General features: G+C 65.3%; 25 protein-coding genes. 18 read left to right on the forward strand and 7 right to left on the reverse strand.

The genetic code is table 11. The features are described from left to right. Positions 1-66: 66 nt before the first annotated feature. Positions 67-1137, reverse strand: a complete 1071-nt coding sequence (locus AAFN89_RS12955) for a LacI family DNA-binding transcriptional regulator (RefSeq protein ID WP_347539482.1) — start codon at positions 1135-1137, stop codon at positions 67-69. A gap of 123 nt (positions 1138-1260) precedes the next feature. Here AAFN89_RS12955 and AAFN89_RS12960 point away from each other — a divergent pair, with 123 nt between their 5' ends. Genes AAFN89_RS12960 through AAFN89_RS12985 form a run of 6 tightly spaced genes read left to right on the forward strand, consistent with a single transcriptional unit; the run spans position 1261 to position 7218 of the window. Then, entirely contained in the window at positions 1261-2277 is a 1017-nt protein-coding gene (locus AAFN89_RS12960) for a TRAP transporter substrate-binding protein (RefSeq protein ID WP_347539483.1), read from the forward strand. Between the two features lie 38 nt (positions 2278-2315). After that, the gene (locus AAFN89_RS12965; RefSeq protein WP_347539484.1) at positions 2316-2831 is read left to right on the forward strand and encodes a TRAP transporter small permease subunit; all 516 of its coding nucleotides are present in this window, start codon (positions 2316-2318) and stop codon (positions 2829-2831) included. Next, the gene (locus tag AAFN89_RS12970; protein WP_347539485.1) at positions 2828-4105 is read left to right on the forward strand and encodes a TRAP transporter large permease; all 1278 of its coding nucleotides are present in this window, start codon (positions 2828-2830) and stop codon (positions 4103-4105) included. The genes AAFN89_RS12965 and AAFN89_RS12970 overlap by 4 nt, the downstream gene beginning before the upstream one ends. Before the next feature lie 6 nt (positions 4106-4111). Further along, the gene (locus AAFN89_RS12975; RefSeq protein ID WP_347539486.1) at positions 4112-4651 is read left to right on the forward strand and encodes a VOC family protein; all 540 of its coding nucleotides are present in this window, start codon (positions 4112-4114) and stop codon (positions 4649-4651) included. A 12-nt stretch (positions 4652-4663) separates the two neighbouring features. Beyond that, positions 4664-5929 (forward strand): ribulose-bisphosphate carboxylase large subunit family protein, encoded by a 1266-nt coding sequence (locus tag AAFN89_RS12980; RefSeq protein WP_347539487.1) that lies wholly within the window; start codon positions 4664-4666, stop codon positions 5927-5929. After that, positions 5926-7218, forward strand: a complete 1293-nt coding sequence (locus AAFN89_RS12985; protein WP_347539488.1) for a four-carbon acid sugar kinase family protein — start codon at positions 5926-5928, stop codon at positions 7216-7218. Before AAFN89_RS12980 ends, AAFN89_RS12985 begins: the two co-directional genes overlap by 4 nt. A 25-nt stretch (positions 7219-7243) precedes the next feature. Here AAFN89_RS12985 and AAFN89_RS12990 read toward each other — a convergent pair whose 3' ends face one another. From AAFN89_RS12990 to AAFN89_RS13015, 6 genes are all read right to left on the reverse strand, one after another. Then, positions 7244-8245 (reverse strand): ABC transporter ATP-binding protein, encoded by a 1002-nt coding sequence (locus AAFN89_RS12990; protein WP_347539489.1) that lies wholly within the window; start codon positions 8243-8245, stop codon positions 7244-7246. After that, complete coding sequence (locus AAFN89_RS12995; RefSeq protein WP_347539490.1) at positions 8245-9243, reverse strand: ABC transporter ATP-binding protein; 999 nt, start codon at positions 9241-9243, stop codon at positions 8245-8247. The genes AAFN89_RS12990 and AAFN89_RS12995 overlap by 1 nt, the downstream gene beginning before the upstream one ends. Next, on the reverse strand, positions 9243-10115 hold the full coding sequence (locus AAFN89_RS13000) for an ABC transporter permease (protein ID WP_347539491.1): 873 nt from the start codon (positions 10113-10115) through the stop codon (positions 9243-9245). The genes AAFN89_RS12995 and AAFN89_RS13000 overlap by 1 nt, the downstream gene beginning before the upstream one ends. Further along, on the reverse strand, positions 10112-11050 hold the full coding sequence (locus AAFN89_RS13005) for an ABC transporter permease (RefSeq protein ID WP_347539492.1): 939 nt from the start codon (positions 11048-11050) through the stop codon (positions 10112-10114). The genes AAFN89_RS13000 and AAFN89_RS13005 overlap by 4 nt, the downstream gene beginning before the upstream one ends. Before the next feature lie 42 nt (positions 11051-11092). After that, complete coding sequence (locus AAFN89_RS13010; RefSeq protein WP_347539493.1) at positions 11093-12679, reverse strand: ABC transporter substrate-binding protein; 1587 nt, start codon at positions 12677-12679, stop codon at positions 11093-11095. Between the two features lie 160 nt (positions 12680-12839). Continuing rightward, positions 12840-14864: a CocE/NonD family hydrolase gene (locus AAFN89_RS13015; RefSeq protein WP_347539494.1), complete on the reverse strand. Its 2025-nt coding sequence runs from the start codon at positions 14862-14864 to the stop codon at positions 12840-12842. Positions 14865-14976: 112 nt separating this feature from the next. On the opposite strand from AAFN89_RS13015, the gene AAFN89_RS13020 reads away from it, so the two are divergent. The 12 genes from AAFN89_RS13020 (at position 14977) to AAFN89_RS13075 (ending at position 26469) form a co-directional block, all read left to right on the forward strand. After that, complete coding sequence (locus AAFN89_RS13020) at positions 14977-15780, forward strand: helix-turn-helix transcriptional regulator (RefSeq protein WP_347539495.1); 804 nt, start codon at positions 14977-14979, stop codon at positions 15778-15780. Positions 15781-15926: 146 nt separating this feature from the next. After that, positions 15927-16982 (forward strand): LysR family transcriptional regulator, encoded by a 1056-nt coding sequence (locus AAFN89_RS13025; protein ID WP_347539496.1) that lies wholly within the window; start codon positions 15927-15929, stop codon positions 16980-16982. Further along, positions 16979-17797 (forward strand): transporter substrate-binding domain-containing protein, encoded by an 819-nt coding sequence (locus AAFN89_RS13030; protein ID WP_347539497.1) that lies wholly within the window; start codon positions 16979-16981, stop codon positions 17795-17797. The genes AAFN89_RS13025 and AAFN89_RS13030 overlap by 4 nt, the downstream gene beginning before the upstream one ends. A gap of 136 nt (positions 17798-17933) precedes the next feature. After that, the gene (locus AAFN89_RS13035) at positions 17934-18680 is read left to right on the forward strand and encodes an amino acid ABC transporter permease (protein ID WP_347539498.1); all 747 of its coding nucleotides are present in this window, start codon (positions 17934-17936) and stop codon (positions 18678-18680) included. Beyond that, entirely contained in the window at positions 18677-19474 is a 798-nt protein-coding gene (locus tag AAFN89_RS13040) for an amino acid ABC transporter permease (RefSeq protein WP_347539499.1), read from the forward strand. The genes AAFN89_RS13035 and AAFN89_RS13040 overlap by 4 nt, the downstream gene beginning before the upstream one ends. 14 nt (positions 19475-19488) lie before the next feature. Further along, positions 19489-20253: an amino acid ABC transporter ATP-binding protein gene (locus AAFN89_RS13045; protein ID WP_347539500.1), complete on the forward strand. Its 765-nt coding sequence runs from the start codon at positions 19489-19491 to the stop codon at positions 20251-20253. 58 nt (positions 20254-20311) lie between these two features. Beyond that, the gene (locus tag AAFN89_RS13050) at positions 20312-20929 is read left to right on the forward strand and encodes a dimethylsulfonioproprionate lyase family protein (protein ID WP_347539501.1); all 618 of its coding nucleotides are present in this window, start codon (positions 20312-20314) and stop codon (positions 20927-20929) included. Between the two features lie 214 nt (positions 20930-21143). After that, entirely contained in the window at positions 21144-22400 is a 1257-nt protein-coding gene (locus AAFN89_RS13055) for a sarcosine oxidase subunit beta family protein (protein WP_347539502.1), read from the forward strand. 17 nt (positions 22401-22417) lie between these two features. Continuing rightward, positions 22418-22702 (forward strand): sarcosine oxidase subunit delta, encoded by a 285-nt coding sequence (locus AAFN89_RS13060; protein WP_347539503.1) that lies wholly within the window; start codon positions 22418-22420, stop codon positions 22700-22702. Then, on the forward strand, positions 22699-25677 hold the full coding sequence (locus AAFN89_RS13065) for a sarcosine oxidase subunit alpha family protein (RefSeq protein WP_347539504.1): 2979 nt from the start codon (positions 22699-22701) through the stop codon (positions 25675-25677). Before AAFN89_RS13060 ends, AAFN89_RS13065 begins: the two co-directional genes overlap by 4 nt. Next, positions 25670-26239, forward strand: a complete 570-nt coding sequence (locus AAFN89_RS13070; RefSeq protein ID WP_347539505.1) for a hypothetical protein — start codon at positions 25670-25672, stop codon at positions 26237-26239. Before AAFN89_RS13065 ends, AAFN89_RS13070 begins: the two co-directional genes overlap by 8 nt. A 53-nt stretch (positions 26240-26292) precedes the next feature. Further along, positions 26293-26469: a hypothetical protein gene (locus AAFN89_RS13075; RefSeq protein ID WP_347539506.1), complete on the forward strand. Its 177-nt coding sequence runs from the start codon at positions 26293-26295 to the stop codon at positions 26467-26469. The last annotated feature ends 125 nt before the right edge of the window (positions 26470-26594 follow it).

The raw sequence follows: 26594 nt of genomic DNA on the forward strand, positions 1-26594 counted from the left end.
CGTTCGGATCAGCCCAGGATGTTCGGATGGTAGACTCGGACACGGCGGGTTGTCCTGCACGGGAAGTCACGGCAGGTTCTCTTTGACGATGACCTCCATGGTCAGGGGAGCGATGCCTGACAGGGGATCATCGCCGCGGCGGACGCTGACGAACACCCGCAGCGCGTTATGCACAATCATGTCCGGGTTCTGCGTGATGACGACATCCATCGTGTCCTCGAGCAACAGGCTGCGCGTATCGGCGGTGAGGCCGTGGCCTATAAAGAGCATGTCCTGATCGCGGCCCTGTTCCCGCAGGGCGCGGGCGATCCCATCGGAAGACCCGCCGACATTATAGATGCCGATCAGGTCCGGATACTCGGCAAGAAGCTCCAAGGTTCGGCGATAGTTCTCGTCACGATTGTCGTGACCTTCGCGAACGCCGACCACGGATAGATTCGGAAAGGATTCCTCCATCAGGCCGAGGAACCCCATCTCGCGCTCCTCATGCGCCCGGTAGGTGCGGCTCGCCGCGATCAAGGCCAGCTTGCCGATGGGCGATCCCGCGAGACGGCCGAGAAGATAGGCGGCCGTACGCCCCACGGCGCGGTTGTCGAGACCGATATAAGCCGTTCGGCTGGAACCGGAAATGTCCGAAACGATCGTCACGACGTGCTTGCCCTTCGCCCGCAACGCCGATGCCGCCTCGCGCACCAGCGGATGATCGATCGCCATGAACGCGACGCCGTCCGCCTTCTCCCCGTAGCGCCTCAGAGCCTCCGTCAGGATCTTCGGGTTGAAGCTGTCGATGAAGAAGCACCGGATCCGGACGTCGTCATGCGGTGGCCGCGCAGAGATGGCCTTCACCGTGTCGCCGAGCAGCTGGAGATAGGGGTTCGTCCCCGCCGGCAAGAGGAAAACAAGCCGCATCGGCTGTGGGCGCAGGGATTTGAGGATATCCTCTTCCGGCAGATAGCCGAGTTCCGCGGCGGCCTGGAGAACGCGGCGGCTGGTCAGGGCGCGCACGCCCGGGCGCTTGTTGATCACCCTGTCGACGGTGGCGGGCGAGACCCCGGCGCGTGCGGCGACATCGTTGATTATCGGGCCGTTGGTTCGAGGCATGCTTGATCTGCTCCGTAAACCATCAAAAAACATCATTCAATTGAGTTTGACATAACGGACTGCCTCCTTACCATCAACCACAAAATAGCGGGATGTCGAGGCGTTAATTATCTCGCCGTCTTCTGAAATAACATCAAAAACCGTCATAGGGAGGATCAGATGTTTGAGAAATCCGTATCCCGTCGCGCCGTTCTGGGCTGGACCGGCGCCGCCGCCGGAGCTGGCTTGCTGGGCTTCCCCGGCAAGGCCGGCGCGCAACAGACGCTTCGCTACGGGCATATGAACTCCCCGACCAGCAACGCCGGCCTGCAGGCGCAATGGTTCGCCGAAGAGGTCGCCCGGACCACCGGCGGAGAGATCGCGATCAATGTCTATCCGTCATCGCAGCTCGGGAAGATCCGGGAGCTTGCCGCCGGGGTTTCGACCGGGACGATCGCGCTTTCCCACAATACCGCCGGCGCTATCTCCGCGCTGTCGGAGTCGTTTGCCGCACTCGATACGCCGTATCTCTATCGCGACGTCGACCATCTCATGAAGGTCGTCGACATCGACTCCCCGGTGATGCAGATGCTGAACGAGCGGCTCGTCGCGGACAGCGGCGTGCGGGTGCTCTACGCCTTCTACTTCGGTACGCGGCAACTGACGGCCGACCGGGAGATCAAGCGGCCATCCGATCTCGAGGGCGTCAAGATCCGGGCCATCCCGTCCCCGATCTATCTGGCGACCGTCGAAGGCCTGGGCGCGGTCCCTGTGCCGGTCGATTGGTCGGAGGTGCCGACGGCATTGGCGACGGGCGTCGTCTCGGGGCAGGAGAACCCCGTCAACGTCGTGCTGGACAACAAGCTCTTCGACGTACAGTCGCACATGATGCTCACGGGCCACATCCAGGGCGCCGAGCTGGTGTTGATCAATGATTCCACATGGCAATCCTTTTCGTCGGATGTCCAGTCGGCCGTCCAGGAAGCGGCCTCCGTCGTGCGCGAGCGAGCCTCCCAGTCGGTGCTCGATGGCGAAGCTTCCAATCTCCAGGCCCTGAAGGACGAAGGGATGACCATCATCGGCCCTGACGAGGGGCTGGACCTGGAGGCGTTCCAGGCTTCGGTGAAGGCCAGGATCGATGCGGAGTTCGCCGAACAGTATGGCGATCTCTATCAGCAGATCGAGGCGATCGGCTGAGCCGTGGGAACCGTGATGCCGGGTCGGGAGTGATTGGGATGCAGCTACTTACGCTGGAGGTGGGAGGCCTGCTCGACCGCGCGTCCCGGCTGTGCGTCGTCGTCGCCGTCGGCATGCTTTTCGTGATGTCCGCGCTGATCGTGTTGCAGGTGGCGGCGCGCAATTTCGTCGATCTGGGCCTGCCCTGGGCAAACGAGCTTGCGCGCTTCACCGGCATCGCTCTGGTTTATCTGACGACGCCTTACCTGCTGCTGCGGGAGCGACACATCGCCGTGGACGTCTTTTCGTCGATGCTCAAAGGTCGTTCGCGCCTGGTTCTGCGGCTTCTCACGGAACTCGCGACGCTGACATTCGCGGCGTTGACGCTGTTCGGCGCCCAGCAATTCCTGATGCGCGCCGCGAAATTCTCAACGCCGGCGATGGGCATGCCCAATTTCATCTTCTATCTGCCGATGGTCGTCGGCACCGCGCTTCTCTTCGCCGTGGCGCTTGCGCGAGTCGTCGCGCTGGCCCGTGGCCGCCTTCCTGATCCCGAACCGGCGCACTTGCCATGACCTTGCTGCTCATCGTCCTGTTCGTGCTCCTTCTCGCGATGGGTGCGCCGGTGGCCGTCGGCCTCGGCTTGTCCTCCGCGGTCGTGATCGTCGTCTACGACCTGCCTGTCGCGGTCCTCGCGCAGAGGGCGGTGAACGCGCTCGATTCCACGCCGCTGCTGGCCGTGCCGCTGTTCATTTTCGCGGCGACGCTGCTCAGCACCACCGGCATCACCAACCACCTGATGGAACTGATGCGCCTGCTGGTCGGCCGCATCCGCGGCGGACTGGCCCAGGTCAACATTCTGGTCAGCCTGGTCTTTTCGGGCATATCCGGCGCCGCGCTCGCCGATATCGGCGCGCTCGGCAAGATCCAGATGGATATGATGGTCGACCAGGGCTACACGAAGCGCTATGCGGCGGGCATCACGGTCGCGTCGGCCACCATCGGGCCGATCTTTCCTCCCAGCATTCCGCTGATCATTTTCGCCGCCGCCGCGGAAATCTCGGCCGTCAAGCTGCTGCTCGCGGGCGCCGTGCCGGCGCTTATCATTACCGCGGTGCAGATGATCCAGGTCGCGATACAGGCGCGCGTCCAGAAGCTGCCGCGCGATGATGTGAAGCCGACATTCCGGACCCTGGCCCGCAGCGTGGTAGTGTCGACTCCCGCGTTGATCGCGCCGATCATCCTGGTCGGCGGCCTGATGAGCGGCTATTTCGGTCCGACCGAAGTCGGGGGTGTGACCGTCGCCTACGCCATCCTTATCGGCATATTCATCTATAGGGAACTGACCTGGAAGCGGTTTGTGGCCGCGGCCGTGGAAACCGTGGAATCGACCGCGAACATCCTGTTCATCGTCGCCTCCGCCGCGCTTTTCGCCTGGGTGCTGACCATCGACGGCGTGCCGGCCGCCGCCGGCGAATGGCTGCTCGGCATTTCCGATAATCCGCTGGTCCTCCTGATCATCCTCAATGTTCTGCTCCTGATCGTCGGGATGTTTCTGGAATCGATCGCGGCCATCCTGATCATCGCGCCGATCGTCGCCCCGGCCATGATCGCCGCGGGCGTCGATCCGATACAGCTTGGCGTTGTCTTCGTGCTCAATCTCATGATCGGCCTGCTTACCCCGCCGGTCGGCATGAGCCTCTACGTCATGTCGATCGTCGCGAAGATGCCGTTCCACGAGGTCGTCCGCGGCACCGCGCCCTTCTACATCCCGCTGTTCCTTTCCCTGGCGCTGGTGACGCTGTTCCCGTTGCTGTCGACCTGGCTTCCCGATCTTTTCATCAACTGAGGCGATATGAGTAGATTCCTGGGCGAGATCCGACAGCTTGGCTATGTCGTGGACGACATCGAAGTCGCCATGAAGTACTGGACCGAAACCATGGGTGTCGGCCCCTGGTACTACAATCCCAAGGTGCCGATAGAGGACTATCATTACGACGGCGAGCCCCATGAGGTGCACAATTCAGTCGCGCTCGCCAATTCCGGCTTCGTTCAGGTCGAACTCATCCAGACCCGAAACGACGCGCCGTCGATGTATCGGGATTTCCAGCGCGCCGGCCGGCTGGGCCTGCAACACGTCGCCTACTGGACCGAGAGCTTCGAAACCGATCTCACCTCCCTGGAAGCCAGGGGCTTCCGCGTGAAGATGGGCGGCAAGGTGGGTGAACAGGGGCGCTTCGTCTATTTCGACAAGGAACTGCATCCCGGGACCGTGATCGAACTGTCGGAGGTCGTGGGACCGAAGGGACGGCTGTTCCGGACTATCCGCGAAGCCTCCATGGACTGGGACGGGGCCGATCCGATCAGACCGTTTCCGTCGCTGTCGGAGGGTTGACGGGCGGTGGTCATGATCGAGGCCGAATATCTGGTCGAGACGCCGCTCGATCCCGAGAAGGTCGCCGGCATCATCGCCGGCGAACAGAGCAGCGGCACCTTCGTGCGCGTGTCCGGCGAGACCGACGAGTTGAGGCAGCGGGCCGCCGCCCGGCTGCTCTCCGTCAGGGAGATCAAGCCTACGCCTGCGCCAAGCCTCACCAGCGCCTGGCTTGAGGCGAAAGCGGTCGGCGGGCCTTATCGCCGTGCAAAAATACGGGTCGCCTTTCCTGTCGACAATATCGGCGCCAATCTGCCGACGCTCGCCGCGACCGTCTGTGGCAATCTATACGATCTCGGGGAGGTGACCGGTCTGCGGCTCCTCGATCTCGGGCTCCCCGCCGCCTACAGGGACCGCTTCGCCCATCCCGTGGCCGGGATCGAAGGCACGCGCCAGCGGGCGGGGGTTTTAGATCGGCCGTTCTTCGGCACGATCATAAAGCCGAATGTCGGTCTCAGGAGCGGGGAGATCGCGACCCTCGTCGGCGATCTCTGCGAGGCGGGCGTCGACTTCGTCAAGGACGACGAGGTGGCTGCGGATCCAGCATATGCGCCGATTTCGGAGCGCGTTCCGGCCGTGATGAGTCGTGTCCGCGATTATCGACAGCGGACCGGGCGCGACGTGTTGGTCGCCTTCAATATCACCGACGAAATCGACGCCATGCGCCGGCACGCCGATCTTGTGGAGAGGGAAGGCGGCTCCTGCGTGATGGCCAGCATGAACTGGGTCGGGCTGGCGGGATTGCAGACGCTGCGCGCCTCGACACCGCTCATCCTGCACGGACATCGCAACGGCTATGGCGCCCTGCATCGCCATCCGGCGCTGGGGATATCCGCTGCCGCCTATCAGACGCTCTATCGCCTGGCAGGCGTCGATCACATGCATGTGCACGGCATCGGCGGCAAATTCGCCGATGCCGATGAGGATGTCGCCGAGGCCGCGCGGCTGTGCGCAAAGCCGCTGGCCCATGACGGTGAGGCCAACGACCAGGTTCTGCCGGTCTTCTCCTCCGGCCAGTGGGCGGGCACGCTTCCGGTAACCTGTCAGGCGGCCGGCTCCGCCGATTTCATGTTCCTCGCCGGCGGCGGAATCCTCGCCCATCCCATGGGGCCAGCGGCCGGCGTGGCGAGTCTGCGTCAGGCCTGGGACGCCATCACGGAAGGAAACACGCTTGAGGCGCATGCCAGGACGCATCCGGCGCTCGCCCAGTCGCTTGCCTTCTACGGAGCGCTTGCGTGAAAACAAGGCCGGAGATCGTGTTCTGCGCCGACGATTTCACCGGCGCTTCCGACACGTTGGCGACTCTGGTGCGGCGCGGCCTCGACGCGCGGCTCTACCTGCGGCCGCCGAACGTTGCCGACAATCCCGAAATGGCCGATCTGGATGCGATCGGCGTGGCGACCTCGCTCCGCTCAATGCCGCGGGAGGCCGGCGCGCGCCGCTTGCGGGAGATCGCCGCCGATATCGCTCCCATGAACGCGTGCGTCAACCATCTGAAGGTCTGCTCGACCTTCGACAGTTCGCCGGAGATCGGCAACATCGCCGCCGCGGCCGATGCATTCGCCGACGCAACCGGCGCACGCTGGATCGCGATAGTCGGAGGCCAGCCCTCCCTTGGCCGCTATTGTCTCTTCGGTCATCTCTTCGCCACGGCGGCCGACCAGGCGATGCATCGAATCGACCGGCATCCGGTGATGAGCGTCCACCCGATCACGCCGATGAGCGAGGCCGATCTGCGTTTGCATCTTCGACGCCAGGGATGGGAGCGGATCGGGCTGGTCGCCTACCCGGAATATCGAAGGGGCGCCGCCGATCTCGCGGAACTGATCGAAGAGCGGCAGGCTTCGGGCGAAAGACGGACGCTGTTCGATATCTCCTGCGAGGACGATCTTGCGGTCATCGGCGCGGCGCTCCGAAGGCTCGCCACGCGCCAGACTGTCCTGTGCATAGGGGGCAGCAGCGTCGCGGAAGCCATGTGCCCGCGCGAAGAGAGGCCGAGGCCCCGCCCGCGTCCGATAACAGCGCCCCCGCCTTCCGGTCCGGTGTTCGTTTTTGCCGGCAGCCGGTCGGCGGTCACGGCAGAGCAGGTGAGGCGAGCTTCATCCTACGTCAAGATACCGGTGGCGCCCGCCGCCCTGTCGACCGGGCCGGAGCGAACGGGCCTCGTCGAGCGCTGCCGGACCAGCCTCGCGCAGGGCTCGAATGTCCTGGCATATCTCATCGAGAGCGACGGCCCAGGCCCATCGGGACGGAGCCTGGCCGAAGCCACTGCAGGTTTCGTGGAAGAGGCGATTTCAGGCGCGCGGATTTGCTGCCTCGCTATCGCCGGCGGCGACACGTCGAGCATCGCGGTCGAGCGTCTCGACGTCGTCAGCATCTCCGTCATCGCCGACTTCGACCACGGCGTCCCACTGGTGCGGGCGCATGCCGCCAATCGGCTGGACGGCCTGCCGATGATTCTCAAAGGCGGACAGATGGGCAGTCCCGACATCTTCGACCGGTTGGCATGCGGGACAGCCCGGGCATGACGGCCGATCCAGGAATTATGGGCCCTTACGGGCTTGAGAATCCTGTCGGCAGCGTGAGTAGCGGCGCGCCGAGCGGATAGCGGCAGCGATAGTGGTGCACAGCCGAGCCATTCTCCTCTGGAAAAACGTCCATGCAATCCCGTCTTGCATGATGGCAGCGGGGATGAAACTCGCAGCCCTTCGGGCGGTCGACCGGGTTCGGCACCTCCCCGGAAAGCTCCACGCGTGCGGCGACAGCGTCCGGATCGGGCTCTGGATTGGCCGAAAGGAGCGCCTCGGTATAGGGATGGCGAGGGTCGGAGAAGATCGTAGCGGTCGGTCCCTGTTCCACGAACCGTCCCAAATACATGATCGCCATGCGATCGGTGATGTGACGCACGACATTAAGATTGTGCGTGATGACCAGGATCGCGACGCCGGTGTGTGCCTGCATCTCGGCGATGAGATTGAGCACTTCCGCCTGCACCGACATATCGAGACCGGCGGTCGGTTCATCAGCGATGACAAGCTTGGGGTCGAGCGCCAATGCCCGCGCCACGCCGACGCGACGCGCCTGACCGCCGGAAAGCTGATGGGGATAGCGGCTGGCGAAGTCGGCGGGCAGACCGACCGTTTCGAGCAGTCGCTCAGCTTCGCCCTTGCCCGTCGGCACGCCGTGGATCCGGAAAGGCTCCGAAATCAGCGCCCCGACCGTCATGCGCGGCGACAGCGATCCCGAGGGATCCTGCCACATCATCGCGATCTCTCGGCGCAACCGGCCATATTCCCTTGCCGAGGCGCCAGCGATCTCGCGACCCTCGAACCGGATCGATCCCGAGGCCGGCTTCTTGAGCCCAATCAGCGTCCTTGCGATGGTCGACTTGCCGGACCCGCTCTCGCCGACGAGGCCGAGCGTCTCGCCGGCTTCGAGCGTGAAAGTGACGCCCGCCACGGCATCGAAGGTCGGCTGCTCGTTCTTGATTGCCGCGCGTATGCCCCCCATGCGGCGATAGCTGACCCGTAGATCGTCGATTTCGAGAAGCGCCATCAACCTGCGTCCATGAGGTGGCAGCATGCCGACTGGCCCGGTCGCCCGGAATAGGCAGCCGGATGTTCGACCCGGCAACGCTCCATGGCATGCGGGCAGCGTGTCTCGAAAATGCAGCCTTTGGGCGCTCGCCTGAGATCGGGCAGCGTGCCGGGTATGGTCGGCAGCGTTCGGGTCGCTTCCTTGATACGGGCGGGATCGCACTCGAAAAGAGCCTGAGTGTAGGGGTGCGCTGGGTGATGAAATATGTCGCGCACCGCGCCACGCTCGACCACTTCGCCGGCATACAGCACCGCGATGTCGTCGCACAGTTCGGCGACGGCGCCCAGATGATGGGAGACGAACACGACGGAACAGCCGAACTTCTTCTGCAGGTCGCGAAGGAGGTGGACGATCTGCACCTCGAGCGTGGCGTCGAGAGCAGTCGTCGGTTCGTCCGCGATCAGGAGGTCCGGACGCGTCAGATAGGCCATCGCGATGCACACACGCTGGCGCATGCCGCCCGATAGCTGATGCGGATAGACGTCGAGCTTGCTGCGGGCGTCCGGCATCTGGACGAGATCGAGCATCTCGACGGACCGTTGGCGCTTTTGCGCCATGGAGATCGCGTCGCGATACTGGATGTCGGTCATCTGACGCCCGATCGTGGTCACAGGGTTCAAGGACGTCATCGGGTTCTGAGAGATCATCGAGATGCGCTTGCCGCGCAGGTCGCGCCACCGCGCCTCGGACAGCTTCACAAGGTCCTGGCCGTCCATCCGGATCGTCCCGCCGGTGACCTTCGCATTGCCGGCCAGAAGGCCGATCAGGCCATAGGCGAGCGTGGACTTGCCGCAGCCGCTTTCGCCGACAATGCCGATGATTCGACCCCGCGCGATGTCGAGGGAAACGTTGCGCAGGGCATGGATCGCGCCGCGCGGCGTCGCAAAGTCGACCGAGAGGTCGTCGACCGCAACGAGCGTCCTATTGCCTGATGCTGCCTTCGGCGGCGCCTGCATCAAAGATCCTTCTGCAGCTTGGGGTCAAAGATGTCCCGCAGCGTCTCGCCCAGGAAAGTGAAGCCGAGAGTCACAAGGATAATGGGGATCGATCCTCCGATCACCGGCCAGGGCGAGTTACGGATGAAATTGTAGCCGTCATTGATGATGACCCCCCAGGAGGGAGCGGGCGGGCGCACGCCCATGCCGAGAAAGCTCAGGCCCGCTTCCACGGCGATCACCATGGGAACGTCCATGCTCGCCAAGATGAGAAGCGGCCCGAGAACGTTGGGCAGGATGTGCATGATCAGGATGCGCAGCGTGCCCGCTCCCATGGCGCGTTCGGCAAGGATGAACTCGGCCGATCGCAGGGCCTGCGTCTGCGTGCGCACGATCCGCGCATAGACCGGCACGGACGTGATGGACACGACAAGAATGACGGTGAAGAGGCTCGGTCCGATCAGCGCGACCACGGCGAGGCCGAAGACAATGGTCGGGAACGAACGAATCGCATCGAAGAAAAGAAGGAGAATGTTGTCGAGCCATTTCGGCCCGAACCCGGCGGCAAGCCCGAGCGCCACCCCGGCGGTGAGCGCCGCGCCGAGCGTGGCGGCCGCGACAAGCATGGCGATGCGTCCGCCGGCGATGACGCGGCTGAAGATGTCGCGACCGATATTGTCGGTTCCAAGCCAGTGATCCATCGACGGCGGCGCCATGCGCGGGCCGACCATGATCTGCGTCGGGTCATAAGGAACGATCCAGGGCGCGAAGATCGCCGCCCCCACCACCAGCGCGACGAGGATCGCCCCGATCAGCCCCATCTGGTTGCGTGCGAGCTGTCGCGCCGTCCGCCCCAGAGCCGAGGGTTCGCGCATCACGGCGGCGTCGCTCATAGCGATTCCCTCAGGCGCGGATCGAGCCAGGCCACAATCAGGTCGGAGACGAGCGTGGCGAGCACGATGATGCCGGTCGTCACGAGCACGGTGCCGAGCACGATCGGATAGTTGCGTTCGTTGACGGCGCTGACGATGAGCGCGCCGATACCCGGACGCGCGAAAATGACTTCCACGAAGACGGCCGCGGAGAAGAGATGCGCCACGCCGGCGCCGATCAGCGTGATGGCGGGCTGCACCGCGATGCGCAGGATATGGCTTCGAACGATCGCGCTTTCCTTCAGCCCGAAGGCCCGCGCCATGCGCACATGCGGCTCGCCCATGACCTCAAGCATCGAGGCGCGCACGATCCGCGCCACGTAGCCGACCCAGGAAATGCCGATCGCGAAGGAGGGCAGAATGAGATGCTCTACTCGTCCCCAGAACCCCTGTCCCGCACCGATCGCCGGCAGCCATTGCAGCCACACGGCGAAGATGAGAACCGCATAGAGCGCCATGACGAAGGCAGGTATCGAGATCGTGCCAACCGAGAGAACCCCGGTGATCCTGTCGAGCCAGGAATTCCGCCGGATGGCGGAGTGGACGCCGAGAAGGATGCCGAGCGCCGCGGCCCACAGGATCGACGCCGATATGAGCACCAGCGTGTAGGGCAACTGCCTGAAGACGATCTGGCCGACCGACCGGTTGGTGAAGATGTCACGGCCGAGATCGCCCTGAAGGACATTGCCGAAGAAGGTCGCTAGTTGAACCGGCAATGATCGGTCGAGGCCCATGGCGACGCGCGTCTCGGCAATGAGTTCGGGCGTGGCGCGCGGACCGAGCACCATGACGGCCGGGTCGCCCGGCACGACATGGAGCATGATGTTGAGGAGGGAGACCGCCACCATGATGATCAGCACCGAGAGAAGGGATCTCTGGATGGCGTAAAGGATCAAGACTCGCGATCTCCCTTTTCCGTCGCTTCGATGAGGCTTCGCTCAGCCCTTGAAGCCGATGAAAAGCGGTCGCGCGTCAGGACGTAGCGCGGGTTCCATGTCCGCGCGGAACATCACCGGACTGCCTTCATGAGTAAGGAACTTGTAAGCGCCCGTTTCCTCCATGATGTCCTGCATCCTGACGTACATCCCGGCGCGCTTGTCGCGGTCCGTCTCCTGGACCGCCTGCTGATGCAACTCGTCGAACTCCGCGTTGGAGAAGCGCTCCCAGTTCCAGATGCCGACCTGTTCCGTCGTGAACCAGCTTGTCGCATAGTAGGGATCGGGAAGCATCGAGAACCGGTTGAGGATGAGTTGAGCGTCCTTCCAGCGATCGCCTTCGCTTTCCATGCCGAGCGTCCAGAACGAGCCCGAGTCCTGCAGGTTCACCATTACCGGGATGCCGATCTGGCCGAGTTGGGCCTGGATCACCTCCGCCATCGTTTTCCACACCGTGGCGTTGAGCGCGTCGAGCCTCAGCGGTTCGGCAGGAGGACCGCCGGCTGCTTCAAGCAATTCCCGGGCCTTGTCGAGATCGCCCTCGATCGGCGTCAGCGGGGCCTCGCGATGGCCGATGAGACCGGGCGCGATCAATCCCGTGGAGGGCGCCGCCTCGCCGAAATAGGCCGCGCCGAGGATCTGCGGCACGTTGATGGCATGCTGGATCGCCTTACGCAGATTGATGTCGCCCAGAGCCTGGTTGTCGAGGTTCATGCCGAGCCAGACATAGTAGAGCGAGGGATATTCCTCGATCGTGGTATCGGCCGGCGCGTTGCCGCGGTAGCCGGCGAGCGAGGACAGGGTGATTTCGGTGAAGTCGAGATCCCCTGCTTCATAGGCGCGCTCGGCAACCTTCGTATCGTCCATCGGAAGGATGCGGATTTCGTCGAAGCCGGGCGCTTCACCCTTCCAGTCCGGGTTGCGCACGAGCTTGACGTGCTGGTTCGGAACCCATTCGTCGAGGACATAAGGGCCCGAGAAGCATGGCGGCTCCATGCCGAAATTGCCGCCGTCCTCGGTTGCTTCCATGACGGCCTTCTTCGAAACGATATGGCCTGTCCCGTAGGGCAGGGTGATCGTCCAGAGCGGCTGGAAGGACTCCTTGAGCACGATGACGCCGGAATACTTGTCGGTCACTTCGACATGATCGAGCGGCCCCCAGTCGGATTTGACGGGGCTGTCGTGGCTAATGACACGTTCGAAGGAGAACTTCACGTCCTCGGCCGTCATCTCGCCATGGCCGCCGGTGAACATGATTCCGGGCTTGAGCTTGAAGTGGATATGAGTGGGGTCGACCTGCTCAATCTCTTCGGCCGCTTCGAGCTCCCAGTCCCATTCGCGCCCGGGCACGTAGCGAACGAGCTTGGAGTAGATGCAGTTCATCACATCGACGTTGTAGCCGTTCTGGTAGAAACCCGGATCGAGCGCGTCGATGTCGGCATAGGAACTGACGCGCAATACCTTGCCCGACTGCGCCCATATTCTTGAAGACAGCGGCATAGTGGCGCCGACGAGCCCGGCGACGGCGGCGCCTTTGAGAAAGCCCCGACGATCGATGGCGGGATGGAAGAAGTTCTTCATCTTGGTCATTGTCGCCTCTCCTGTGCGCTGTCCCATGGCACGTATATTCGGGCCGTCTTCGCGGCTCTTTGCAGGGGGATTAGAGTATCGCTTCCTGATCGAATCAATTTCGCATGTCGCGTCTATTTAAGCTTGTTATGCGTCATGATGCGAAGGAGGCTATGCCCAGCTAAATCAGATGGCGAGGCGTCCGGAAGTCCCATTGCGCCTCATGAACCTGCTCTTCGCCCAGCCAGACGCGCATATGCGCCGCCACGACGAAATGGTCTTTCGTGGCGGAGAAACAGGTCTCCGTGCGGCTTGTGACCTCCCAGCCTTCGCGCGCCATTCCGTAGTCGGAGGTGATGGACGTCCAGGGCGAGACATAATCATTGCCCTGATACCCATAGGTCTCGACCGTCCGCCCCCAGGTCTTGAGATCGGCTCCGACGATCGTGCTCTTTCCTTCGTCGGCCGTGATCTCGACCCTTACGCTTCCGTCGGCGAGATTCTCGATAACCTGCCAGTCCGCTGTTGACGGCTCGTCGATTTCGAGGGGCATTGCCAACGCTCCCCGGGCGTGACCGAGATCGCGTGGCTCGGGCGCATGGAGCGCGTCCTCCCGCAAGGGCAGGTGAAGTCGGCTCGCACCTGTATGCACGGTGAGGGTAGCGTCATCGGGCGCCGGCCAGGCAACCGGGAAATAGCTGGTTGAGATGGATAGGCGGAGCCGGTGTCCCGCCCGAAAAATCTGCGCGACATGCTTGAGTTGCACCCGTGCGGTGTAGGTCTTGCCCGGCTCAAGCGCCTCGGGAGTTTCGTGGCTGTCGCGATGCGTCAGGTTGAGAAGTCCGTAGCTCACCCGTGTCGCGGCCCCATCCGGCGCGACGTCGACGAGGCGCGCGGCAACCTGCGCGACCGGCCGATCGACACTGAAGCGGAGTTCCACCACCGGGTCGCCCACCACGTGTAGCGGCGTGCCGAGCGGCGCGGTCTCGAAGACCAGGCTGCCGGCGTCGTCACGGCGCTGGTCGACGGGCTGGTCGCCCGGCCTCGCATAGGAGCACCACTTGCCTCCGGCGAGCCCCACACCGAGCGGTGAGCGCACCGAAAGGGCCGCCTCCTCGTTCGCTGGCACATCCCGCGCGAGCCGACCGTCCGCGCCGAGCGCGAAGGCGACCCACGCGACATTCGGCGAAGGCCAGGATGGTTCTTCGATCCAGCGGCCTTCGCGTCGCGAATAGCTGCTTCTCGGCTCGGCGTGATCCTGGAGATAGAGCCGCAATTGCGGCTCGTCCATGATCCCCGTTTCCTTGCCTTTCAACCAGTGGTCCCACCAGCGCAGCTCTTCCGTCAGCCAGTCGATGGCCGGGCCGGGAGCGCCGATATGGGGGTATTTGTGCGCCCACGGTCCCACCAGGCCCTTCTTGGGTCCTTCGAGTGTCTCCATCAGTCGGAAGACCGCCCGACAGTAGCCGTCGGCCCAGCCGCTCACGGCATAGACCGGCACCTTGATGCGCGAGATGTCCTCGCAGACCGAGCCGTGCTTCCAGTAATCGTCCCGGGTCTGGTGTTCCAGCCACGTCTTCAGCCACAAGCCCGAACCTTTGAGCCTGTCGAGCCACATGTCGCGCCATCGCTCGCCGACATGGCGCGGATCGGGCGGCAGCGTGTTGATGGCGAACATGTGCGATGCCCAGCTGATCTGGTCGATCACCATGGTCCCGCCCATATAGTGCACGTCATCGGCGTAGCGGTCGTCTGTCGAGCACAGGGTGACGATCGCCTTGAGGGCGGCCGGCTGCATGGCGGCGATCTGGAGGCCGTTGAAGCCGCCCCAGGAAATCCCGACCATTCCGACATTGCCGTCACACCAGGGCTGTCGGGCAAGCCAGGCGATCACCTCGCAGCCGTCTTCGAGCTCCTGCGGCAGATATTCGTCCTTCATCACTCCTTCGGACTCGCCTGTGCCGCGCAGATCGACCCGGACATAGGCATAGCGTCGCGCGGCGATGAAGGGCGCGCGCACCGCATCCCGCGGCAGTGTGCCGTCGTTCTTGCGATAGGGCAGATATTCGAGAATTGCCGGCACGGGCTTTGTTTCGGCGTCGGCCGGCATCCAGATGCGCGCCGCAAGCCTGCAACCGTCGGCGAGCGCGATCTCTACATGCTCATGTTCCACTACCGCGTCCGGCGCGGCCGGCGTCATGTCCATCGTGCGATCCTCTCTTCATTTGACGCGGAGTTTGGACACGGCCGTCCGACTGTCGCAATTTCGCTCTTCTGAGCAGGTTGACAACAATTCTGCGACAGGTTGCGATAGGCAGATGCAAGATACCTTTCCCGCCAACCTGGCTTTCGCCTGCAGCCTTTTCCCCTCGATCGCCGACGTCTGCCGGCGAGTGGGAATTAATCGACAGCAGTTCAACAAGTATCTGTCCGGCCAAGTCAGGCCATCGCGCCACAATATGCGCCGCATCTGCGACTTCTTCGGCGTCACCGAATCCGAGTTGCTCTTGGAAGAGGGTCGCTTCGCCGACCTCTTATCTCTGCGGCGCGACCGGCGCGGCGAGATCGCCGCGCCGCCCTATGTGCGCCAGATCGAAAAACTCGTTCGACTGTCGGCGAGGCTCGATCGCTATGTCGGCTGTTACTATCGTTATTTCTACGCGTTCAGCTATCCGGGCCGGATCATCCGTTCTTTTGCCATGCTCTGGGAACGTGACGGCCGTTACTACTGGAAGAATATCGAGCGACATGCCCATCAGGTGGGGCAGCCCGCCGAAGTGTCGAAATATGACGGCATGGCTTTCTTCCTCGGCGAACGCATCATGGTTGTCGAGTACGAGAGGCTTCTTGCAACCTCGATTACCGAGATGATGCTTTATCCGTCCTACCGATCCAGCGTCGACTACCTGCTCGGGCTGCAGACCGGGGGCCCCCTGAAACGCGGACGCATGCCCTCGGCCTCGACCGTGATGCTCGAATATCTCGGCCCGCAAGTCGATTTTCGCCGGGCGCTCTCACGATGCGGAACCTTCGCTCCTGATGAACTCGATCCCCGCATCGCCAAGCTCATCGAGAACCGGATCCTGCCCGATAGCTGGGTGTTCGAGATCGAGCAACTCTGAGTGTTCGGCTGGATCGCGGCGCTGACATGCAGTCGCTCGCTCGCTATCCCAGTGGTTCTATCTTATGGTCATCATAAGATATGGTGATGGGGCTATATTGCTCGACCGCGTTCCGCGAGACTACGATCCCGAGAATGGTGACGGGCATGCGGGGCGAACATCCCATCGACTTCCGATCTCTGCAGATTTTCGGCGCGGTGTGCGAGTCGGCCTCGCTTACCGGGGCCGCGCGGCGCCTGGGCATGACCCAGCCGGCGGTGTCGCAGCATATCCGCGCCCTGGAGCGGCATATCGGGGTCGAACTGATCGACCGGCGCACCCGCCCGGTCGCGCTGACCGCCGCCGGCACATTGTTACGCGATCACGGGCAAGTGCTGCTGACCGATCTTGCCCGGCTGCCGAACCTGCTGCGCCAGTCGGCGCAGGCTTCGCTGCCCCGGCTCCGCCTGGGCTTCGTCGATTCCTTCGCCGCCGCATTCGGGGCCGATCTGATCAAGACGATGCGCGACCGGGCGGCGCATCTGACCCTGTGGTCGGGGCTGTCGCCGCTGCAGCACGACGCGCTGATGTCCCGGGAGCTGGACGTGGTCGTCGCGACCGATGCGCTGGACGATCTTGACGATCTGGACGGCTTGGAACGCCATCCCCTGGTGCGGGAGCCGTATATCCTGATCGCGCCGCGCTTCCTTATTCGCGACGGCGAGGAGGTCCAGCTTGCCCGGCTGGCCGAGGTCGCGCCGCTGATCCGCTACAGTGCGCGGTCGGCAATCGGACGGCAGATCGACCGCCACCTCCGCCGGCTCAATCTAGACATCCCGCGTCGGTTCGAGTTCGACGAGACCAACAGCCTGATCAGCCTGGTCGCGGCCGGCATCGGCTGGGCGATCACAACGCCGCTCTGCCTCTACAAATGCGGCTACAGGGCCGAGGCGGTGCGGCACATGCCGTTGCCCGGGCCGGGGATATGGCGGACCTTCACCCTGATGGCGCGGCGCGGCGAACTGGCCGACCTGCCACGGGACCTTGCGGCGCTCTATCGCCGGTTCCTGCGCGACCAGGGCGTGCCCGCCCTTCACCGCGCCTTCGAGCCGGTCGGACAGGGCATCGCGGTGATCGACGACTCTGAGGCCAATGACCCGGAGGCCGACGACCTCCGGCGCTACAATCTTCCACGCAAGTCCAAGACAGGAGGCAACACATGAAGCAGTTGAAATTCGGTATGGCCGTCGCCGCGGTCGCGCTGGCGGCATCGACGGTACCGGGAGCCGCGGAAGCCCAGGAAACGCTGGCGAACATCGAGAGCCGGGGCAAGATCGTCGTTGGCGTCAAGGCCGACTACAAGCCGTTCGGCTTCATCGATCCGTCGGGCGAGATCGTCGGCATGGAGCCCGATTTGGCCCGCGACATCGCCGAGCGCCTGGGCGTTGAGATCGAGTTCGTGCCGGTCATCGCGTCCAACCGGATGGAGTTCGTCCAGCAGGGCCGGATCGACCTGATGATCGCGACCATGACCGACACCGAGGAGCGGGCCGCGGTCGTCGGCATCCCGGACCCCAGCTACTATTCCTCGGGCACCAACGTGCTGGCGCGCAAGTCGGTTGGCCTGGAAGAATGGGATGACCTGGACGGCCTGCCGGTCTGCGGCATTCAGGGCGCTTTCTACAACCGGCGAACGGCCGAGGAGTTCGGCGCTGAGATCGTCGCCTTCACCGGCACCTCCGAGGCGCTCAACGCGCTCCAGTCCGGGCGTTGCGCCGCCTTCGTCTACGACGACGCGCTGATCGTCTCGACCCTCGCCGACACGGCTACCTGGGGCGATTACGAGATGCCGCTGGAGACCATCGACGATTCGCCCTGGGGCATGGGCGTCCTGCTGGGCGACGAGGAGATGATGCAGTTCATCTCGGAGGTGACGATCGACTGGCACCGCGACGGGACGATCCTCGAACTGGAGGAGAAATGGGGCATCCAGCCCAGCCCGTTCGCCCAGGCGATGCACGAGGAATACGGGGAGTAACCTTCTCCCTCACCCATCGCATCCGAGCTTGTCGAAGGGTGCGGTTGTTTCGGCGACCGCGCAGTGCTGAGCAGCCCATCCTTCGACGGGCTCAGGATGGGGTTTTGAATGTAAGGAACGAAGAAAACGGGTCCCCTTGGAAGTCATCGCCGCCTGGTTCCAGCAGCTCTACGACGCCACCGGCGTCAATCTGACCATCGTCTATGACGGGTTCGACCGGCGGCGATTCCTGTGGGGGTTGCTGACGACGATCGAGCTGTCGGCGATCTGCATCGCCCTGTCGCTGGTGATCGGCGTGGTCGGCGCGTGGGCGCAGGGCGTGCGGTCGACCGTCGTCCGGAAGGCCCTCCAGGCCTATATCCAGTTCTTCCGCAACACGCCGCCGCTGGTGCAGCTCTACTTCTTCTATTTCGCGCTGGGCGAATTGTTGCCGAAGGTGCCGAACGACTGGGGCGGTATGGAGCCGATGCTGGGCGGCTTCACCTGGGCGGTCATCTCGCTGTCGTTTTTCGCCGGGGCGTTCAATGTCGAGATCTTCCGGTCCGGCATCGAGGCGGTTCCGACCGCGACCCGGGAAGCGGCCGAGGCGCTGGGCTACACCCGGCTCCAGGCCTATCGGCACATCGTCTTGCCGCTGGCCTTCCGCATCTCGCTGCCGGCGCTCAACAACAATCTGGTCAATCTGGTGAAAACGACATCGCTGGCCTATGCCATCGCGGTGCCGGAGCTGCTCTACGTCTCGAACCAGATCTGGTCCGACGCGGTCAACGTGCCGGAGATGATGATCGTGCTGCTGGTGACCTATGTCGGGCTGGTCAGCCTGCTGGTCTGGGTCATGCACCGGATCGAGCGGCGGCTGCGGCTGCCGGGATTCGGCCAATGACCGCGCCTGACCGGCACACCGGCGCCTCGCTGGCCAACGGGCTCGTCTGGTCGGCGGGGCTGGTGCTGGTGCTGATCGCCGGCGCGGCGGTCGCGCAGACCGGTTCGGGCCAGCCGCCGTTCTGGCAGGTCCTGTGGAAATGGACGCCGCTTCTGGCCCGGGGCTTCGCCTTCAACCTGGTGATGAGCTTCCTGGCCATGGCCATCGGCACCGCCGCCGGCTTCGGCCTGGGCATGGCGCAGGTGGCGGAGACCGGGGCGGTGCGGCGGCCGGCCTGGCTGGTCACCCATTTCTTCCGCAACGCGCCGTGGCTGGTGCTGCTGTTCTTCACCATGTTCCTGCTGCCGTTCGAGTTCCGGATCGGCGACGCGCGCATTCCTTTCCCCGGCTGGCTCAAGGCGACGCTGGGGCTGGCGCTGCCGGTGATGGCGAACGTGTCGGAGATCGTCCGCGGCGCCATCCAGTCGATCCCGTCGGGACAGTGGGATTCGTCCCGGACGCTGGGCTTCTCACGCTGGCAGACGATGACGATGATCATCCTGCCGCAATGCCTGAAACGCATGCTGCCGCCCTGGATGAACCTCTACGCCATCCTGACCATGGCGACCGTGCTGGCCTCCGTGGTCGGCGTCGCCGACATGATGACCCTGGCCGGACGGGTCCTGAGCGCCGAGGCGCGGACCGATCTGCTGATCCCGGTCTACGGCTACGTGCTGCTGTGGTTCTTCGCCTACTGCTACCCGATCGCCCGCTTCACGGCCTGGCTCGAGCGCCGGACGGCGGTGCTTCAATGACCAGGAGAAACGGCATGACCGATGTCTCTTCGACGGGACCTGCCGAGCCGATCGTGCGCGTCCGGGACGTCCGCAAATCGTTCGGCGCGATCGAGGTGCTGAAGGGCGTCTCGTTCGACATCGCAAAGGGCGAGGTGATCTGCATCATCGGCCCGTCGGGGTCGGGCAAGTCGACCATCCTGCGCTGCGTCAACGCGCTGACGCCGATCGACGAGGGCGAGATCCATGTCGGCGGTTTCGCCGTCCATACGCTGCACGGCGACAAGGAGAAGCTGGGGCTGCGCCGCAAGGTCTCGATGGTGTTCCAGCAGTACAATCTGTTCCCCCACCGTACGGCGCTGCAGAACGTCATGATGGCGCCGGTCCACGTGCTGAAGGAGGACCGCCGGGAGGTGGAGGAGCGGGCCCATGCGCTGATGCGCAAGGTCCGGCTGTCGGACAAGGAATCGGCCTATCCGGGTGAGCTGTCGGGCGGCCAGCAGCAGCGCGTGGCGATCGCCCGCGCCTTGGCGATGCGGCCCGACGTGATGCTGTTCGACGAGGTGACGGCGGCCCTGGACCCGGAGACGGTGAAGGAGGTGCTGGTCACGATCCGCGAACTGGTCGAGGACGGCATGACCTGCGCGCTGGTCACCCACGAGATGGGCTTCGCGCGGGAGATCGCCGACCATGTCTATTTCACCGATGCCGGGGTGATCGTCGAGCATGGCCCGCCCGCGACCTTCTTCAAGGAAGCGGAGCACCCGAGAACGCGCGAGTTCCTCTCGCAGATTCTATAGCCGACCCCAATGCGGACTCGTGAGTAGGCCCGCGGCATGAAACCGGGAGTGCAGTGCGGTGCCAACCAACAGAAACGTATCGCCGCGTGAAGCGGTACGCGGCCTCCGCGAGGCGGTCGCCGATCTCCTGGAAACCTTGCGGGCCAAGCCGATCGAGCCCTTCATCGGATCGTTCGGGATATCTCAATCGCTCGGGCAAGAGCCGACGCCGAAGAGCCTGCCGGTTCTGCGCTGGCTGAACGAAACCGGCGCCAATGCGTGTGAGGCAACCCAGGCTCTGACCGATCTGATCGTTCGCTCCGCGCCCTTGCTCGCCTGGAATCAGACCTATGGCGAGGCGGAGGTCGGTGCGACGTTCCTGGAGCGATACGGGTGGAGCGAACTGATCGGGCTCAGAGGCCCGTTCCGCAGCGATGCGATCGCCTGCGGGTTCCTTCTGCTCGGGCCGGAGGTCGAGTACCCGCCGCACCGGCACAAGGCCGAAGAGGTGTATCTCGTGCTCTCGGGCGCCGCCGATTGGCGGAAGGGCGGTGCCGGATTCGCCCAGCACTCGCCAGGAACGCTCATCCACCATACGCCTTGGCGCCCTCACGCGATGCGCACCTCCAGTCAGCCGCTGCTGGCGCTCTATCTCTGGCGAGGCGGCGATCTCGCACAGAAATCGGTGATCGGCTGATGCGATCCCGTCGAGGCCCCGGACGCGGGAGCTCTCGTCGCTTCTCTCTACAGGAGAATATTACAATGTATTTTCATCAAAAACTGCATCGGACTTCAACCGGACAGCGGCGGGTCAAGCCCTGCCTCCCGCAGTACTGTCGTGCATAAGTTTTGCTGATGATGCGCCGCCGACCGTCGATGACGGTAGGGTGCGGCATGGGGGCTGAATGTCGATGACGCGCTATTCCATTTTCAGGCTGGGCCGCGAAGCCCTGCGGGGGCATCGCGGGTGGCCGGCCGCGTGGCGCGACCCGGAGCCGAAGGCGTCCTATGACGTGGTCATCGTCGGCGGCGGCGGGCACGGGCTGGCGACGGCCTATTACCTGGCGAAGAACCACGGCATCCGCAACGTCGCGGTGGTCGAGAAGGGCTGGCTGGGCGGCGGCAACACCGGCCGGAACACGACCATCGTCCGCTCCAACTACCTGCTGGAGCCGAACGCGCATTTCTACGAATGGTCGCTGAAGCTGTGGGAGGGGTTGAGCGCCGACCTCAACTACAATGTCATGTTCAGCCAGCGCGGCGCCCTGAACCTGGCGCACAGCGACGCCCAACTGGATGCCTATGCCCGTCGTGGCAATGCGATGCGGCTCAACGGCATCGACGCCGAGCTGCTGGACCGCCGGCAGGTCGAAGAGTTCGTGCCGCTGCTCGACACCTCGGACCGGGCGCGGTTCCCGATCCATGGCGGCCTGCTGCAGCCGCGCGGCGGCACGGCGCGGCACGACGCCGTCGCCTGGGGCTTCGCCCGCGCCGCCGATCGGCTGGGCATCGACATCATCCAGAACTGCGAGGTCACCGGGATCCGGCGCGAGGGCAACCGCGCCATCGGCGTCGAGACCAGCCGCGGCCATATCGGCGCGGGGCGGATCGGCATGGCGGTCGCCGGCCATACCAGCCATGTGGCGGGACTGGCCGGGTTGAGGCTGCCGATCGAATCCCACGTCCTCCAGGCCATCGTGACGGAGCCGGTCAAGCCGCTGATCGACACGGTCGTGACCTATGGCGCCGGACATTTCTACGTCTCGCAGTCCGACAAGGGCGGGCTGGTGATGGGCGGCGATCTGGACGGCTACAACAGCTATGCCCAGCGCGGCAACCTGCCGATCATCGAGGATGTGGCGCAGGCGGCGGTCGAGCTGTTCCCGTGCACCGGCAGGCTGCGGATGCTGCGCCATTGGGGCGGCGTCATGGACATGACCATGGACGGCAGCCCGATCATCGCCCGGACGCCGGTTGACGGGCTCTACGTCAATGGCGGCTGGTGCTATGGCGGCTTCAAGGCCACGCCGGGATCGGGTTGGGTGTTCGCCCACACCATCGCCCATGACCGGCCGCACGCGCTGAACGAGGCGTTCTCGCTGGAGCGGTTCGAGGCCGGCGCCACGATCGACGAGAAGGGCGCCGGGCCGATCCCCGGCGCCCACTGACGGAGGCCCGACGCCCGATGATCATCCGCTGCCCCTGGTGCGGTGAGCGCGACCACTCCGAATTCGTCTATGGCGGCGACGGCACGGTCGCACGGCCCTCGCCAGGCGCGCCTGCCCAGGCGTGGCAGGACTACGTCTATCTTCGCGACAACCCGCGCGGACCGCACCGGGAGTTGTGGCAGCACACCCAGGGCTGCCGGCAGTGGCTCCGCGTGCGGCGGGACGTGACGACCCACGAGGTCATGGAGACCGCGCTTGCCGCAACGCCGGCGGAGTCGGAGACGGGGACGAACGGAAGATGAGTGCGCAGAGCCACCGCCTGGCCGCCGGCGGCCTGATCGATCGCGGCCGGCCGATCGGCTTCACCTTCGACGGACGGGCGCTGACCGGCTTCGCGGGGGACACGCTCGCCTCCGCGCTGCTGGCCAATGGCGTCCGCATCGTCGGGCGGAGCTTCAAGTACCACCGGCCGCGCGGCGTCTACGGCCTGGGCGTCGAGGAGCCGAACGCGCTGGTCGAGCTGCGTGACGGCGCGCGGCGGGAACCGAACGCGCGGGCGACGACGGTCGAACTCTATGACGGGCTGGTGGCGGCGAGCCAGAACCGCTGGCCGTCCGCCCGGTTCGATCTGATGGCGGTCAACGGGCTTCTGTCGCCGCTGTTCCCTGCCGGGTTCTACTACAAGACCTTCATGTGGCCGGCCAAGGCCTGGATGTTCTACGAGCGGTTCATCCGGCGCGCCGCCGGCATGGGACGGGCGGCGACGCTGGCCGATCCCGACCGCTACGACAGACGCCACGCCCATACCGATCTGCTGGTGGTCGGCGGCGGCCCGGCGGGGCTCGCGGCGGCGCTGACGGCCGCGCGATCGGGGCTGAACGTGATGCTGGCGGAGGATCGTCCGGTCTTCGGCGGCGCGCTCAGGTTCGAGCGCCCGGACGCGGCGCTCAACTGGGCGGAGGCGGCGATCGAGGAGCTGTCGGCGTCGCCGAACGTGACGCTGCTGCCCCGCACCACCGCCTTCGGATATTACGACCATAACGGCGTCGGCCTGGTCGAGCGGGTCGCCGACCATCTGCCCGAGCCGCCGCCGGGACAACCGCGCCAGCGCCTGTGGCTGGTGCGGGCGCGCCGCGTGGTGCTGGCGACCGGGGCGATCGAGCGGCCGCTGACCTTCGCCGGCAACGACCGTCCGGGCGTCATGCTGGCATCGGCCGCGCGGGGCTACGTCAATGCCTATGGCGTCGCGCCGGGCCGGCGGGCCGTCGTCTTCGCCAACAACGACGACGCCTGGCGTACCGCGTTCGACCTGCACGATGCGGGGGTGACGGTCGGCGCCGTGATCGACTGTCGGGCGGTGGCCGGCGGGGCGGCCCTGGACCAGGCGCGGCAGCGCGGGATCGAGGTGCGGGCGGAGCATGTTGTCGTCGGCGTCCGTGGGCGCGGCGCCGTCGCGGGCGTCCTGGTCGCGCCGAGGCATGCCCTCGACCGGACGACGAAGATCGACTGCGACCTGCTGTGCGTCTCCGGCGGCTGGTCGCCGGTCGTCCATCTGCACAGCCAGTCGGACGGCAAGGTGGCGTGGGACGACACCCTGGCGGCATTTGTCCCCGGCAAGGTGAAGCAAGCCATGCGGACCGTCGGGCGCGCCGGGGGCGCGGTGGGCGCCATGGCGATCCTGCGTGACGGCGCCGAAGCCGGCGCGGCGGCAGCCGAGGCCCTCGGCCGCGCGCCGGCGACGATCGATCTACCCGACCTGCCGGACGAGGACGAGGCGCGAACGGAACCGCTGTGGCGCGTGCCGACGGGGGGCAGGCGCCGGGGCAAGGCCTTCGTCGACATACAGGACGACGTCACGGTCGAAGATGTCGAGCTGGCGCATCGCGAGGGCTTCGTCTCGGTCGAGCATCTGAAGCGCTATACCACGCTGGGTATGGGCACCGACCAGGGCAAGACCAGCAACCTCAACGGCCACGCGGTGATGGCGGAGTTGCGGCGGGAATCGATCCCCAAGGTTGGCACCACGACGTTCCGCCCGCCCTATACGCCGGTGGCGCTGGGCGCGCTGGCCGGCCGCACCGGCGGCGCGCTGATGAAGCCCTTGCGCAAAAGCGCCATGGATGGATGGCACGAACGGACCGGCGCCGTCTTCGTCGATGCCGGGCTGTGGCGGCGGCCGCGCTATTATCCCCGGCCGGGCGAGACCATCGGCGAGGCGATCGCCCGCGAGGCGGCGGCGGTGCGGGAGGCCGTCGGCATCGTCGACGTCTCGACTTTGGGCAAAATCGAGATCGCCGGGCCGGACGCCGTCGAGCTTCTGAACCGGCTCTATGTCAATGCGTTCAGCCGCCTCGCTGTCGGACGCGCGCGCTATGGCGTCATGCTGCGCGAGGACGGCGTGGTGTACGACGACGGCACGGTCTCAAGGTTGGCCGACCGACGTTTCATGGTCACGACCACGACGGCGAACGCCGTCCAGGTGATGGGTCATATCGACCGGCACCTCCAGGTGGTCTGGCCGGAGCTCAGGGTCGCCGCCGTGTCGGTGACCGAGCAATGGGCGTCTTTCGCCATCGCCGGGCCGCGGAGCCGCGAGGTGCTGGCCCTCGTGCTGGGCGAGGACGCCGTCGCCGACACGGCCCTGCCCTTCATGGGCATCCTGCAGACGACGATCGACCGGGTCGCGGCGCGGGTCTTCCGCATCAGCTTCTCGGGCGAACTGGCCTATGAGGTCAATGTGCCGTTCGGCCATGGCGAGGCGGCCTGGCGCCGGTTCATGGAGGCCGGGAAAACGTTCGGCATCACGCCCTATGGCACGGAGGCGCTGGGCACGCTCCGAATTGAGAAGGGCCATGTCGCCGGGCCGGAGCTGGACGGCCGGACGACGCCCGACGATCTCGGGCTCGGCCGGATGGTCAGCCGAACCAAGGATGATTTCGTCGGCCGCCATATGCTGGACCGCCCCGCCCTCGCAGCGCCCGACCGGAAGCAGCTTGTCGGCCTGGTCCCCGCCGACGGGCGAAGCCGCATCCGGCCGGGCGCTCAGATCGTGGCCCGGGCGGACGCGGCGCCGCCGGTCAGGATGCAGGGGCACGTCACGTCGACCTGCTTCAGCCCGGCGATGGGTCAGCCGATCGCGCTCGCCCTTCTGGAGCGTGGGCGGGAGCGGCATGGCGAGCGGCTGGTCGCGGCCTTCCCGCTGAAGGGCGAGGCGGTGGAGGTGATCGTCCGATCGCCGGTGTTCGTCGATCCGGAGGGAGTGCGTCTCCATGGCTGAGCCGATGCTGGGAACCTTCGAGCCGGGGCGGATCGTCAAGTTCGAAGCCGTGGACCGGTCGCCGGCCGGCCTGCCGGCGGGGTTGCCGGAGCCGCTCGTGGGTGGCCGCGCCTGCGGCGACGGCTCTCTCGTCGCCTTCCGGACCGCGCGGGGATCGATCCTGGCGATGGCGCTGGACGATGCCGGCGCGGCGGCGCTGGCGCAGGTCGAAGCCGCCTTGAACGATGGCGGTCCGTGGGTCGCGTTCGACGTTGGTGACGGCTATGCGGCCCTGGAATTGTCGGGGGATCGCGTGCTCGACATCCTGGCGGCGGGAACGGCGCTCGATTTGTCCGACCAGACTCTAGCTCCCTCTCCCACACTCCCCCCGGAGGGGGGGGCAACAGAGGGGTTTCCCGTCGGCGCCGCCCAGATGACCGGGCTAGCTCATGTACCGGCGCTGCTGTGGCGCAGCGCCGGGGAAACGGTGCGCATCCTGGTCGCGCGGAGCTACGGGGACTGGATGATGGCTTGGCTGCGCGATGCCGGCCGCGCTTACGGCATCTCGATGCGGGAAGACTGACCAGGCGCCTTCACGCAATCGATAGCGATCCGGACCGGTCGGATGTCGATTTTGTGGTCGAGTTCCAGCCGGACCACAATCCGCCCTCGCTAGGCGACATCCTGGCGCTGAAGGAAGATCTTGCGGCGAAGCTGGCGCGGCTAGTCGACCTCGTCATGGAGGCCGCCATTCGCAACCCCTATGTTCGCCGGGATATCGAAAGGACGAAGGAATCCGTCTATGCGGCGTGATCCCAGGGCCTTCCTGTGGGATGTGCGAGCCTGCTCCGCGAGTTGGGCGAGGAGCCATGATCCAGCCCAATGTGTCGTTCGCATTCAGCATTAGAACGGGCGCCAAGCCACAATAGACAGGCCGA

This window comes from Inquilinus sp. CAU 1745 (assembly GCF_039839375.1).
Classification (GTDB): domain Bacteria; phylum Pseudomonadota; class Alphaproteobacteria; order DSM-16000; family Inquilinaceae; genus JBDOQU01.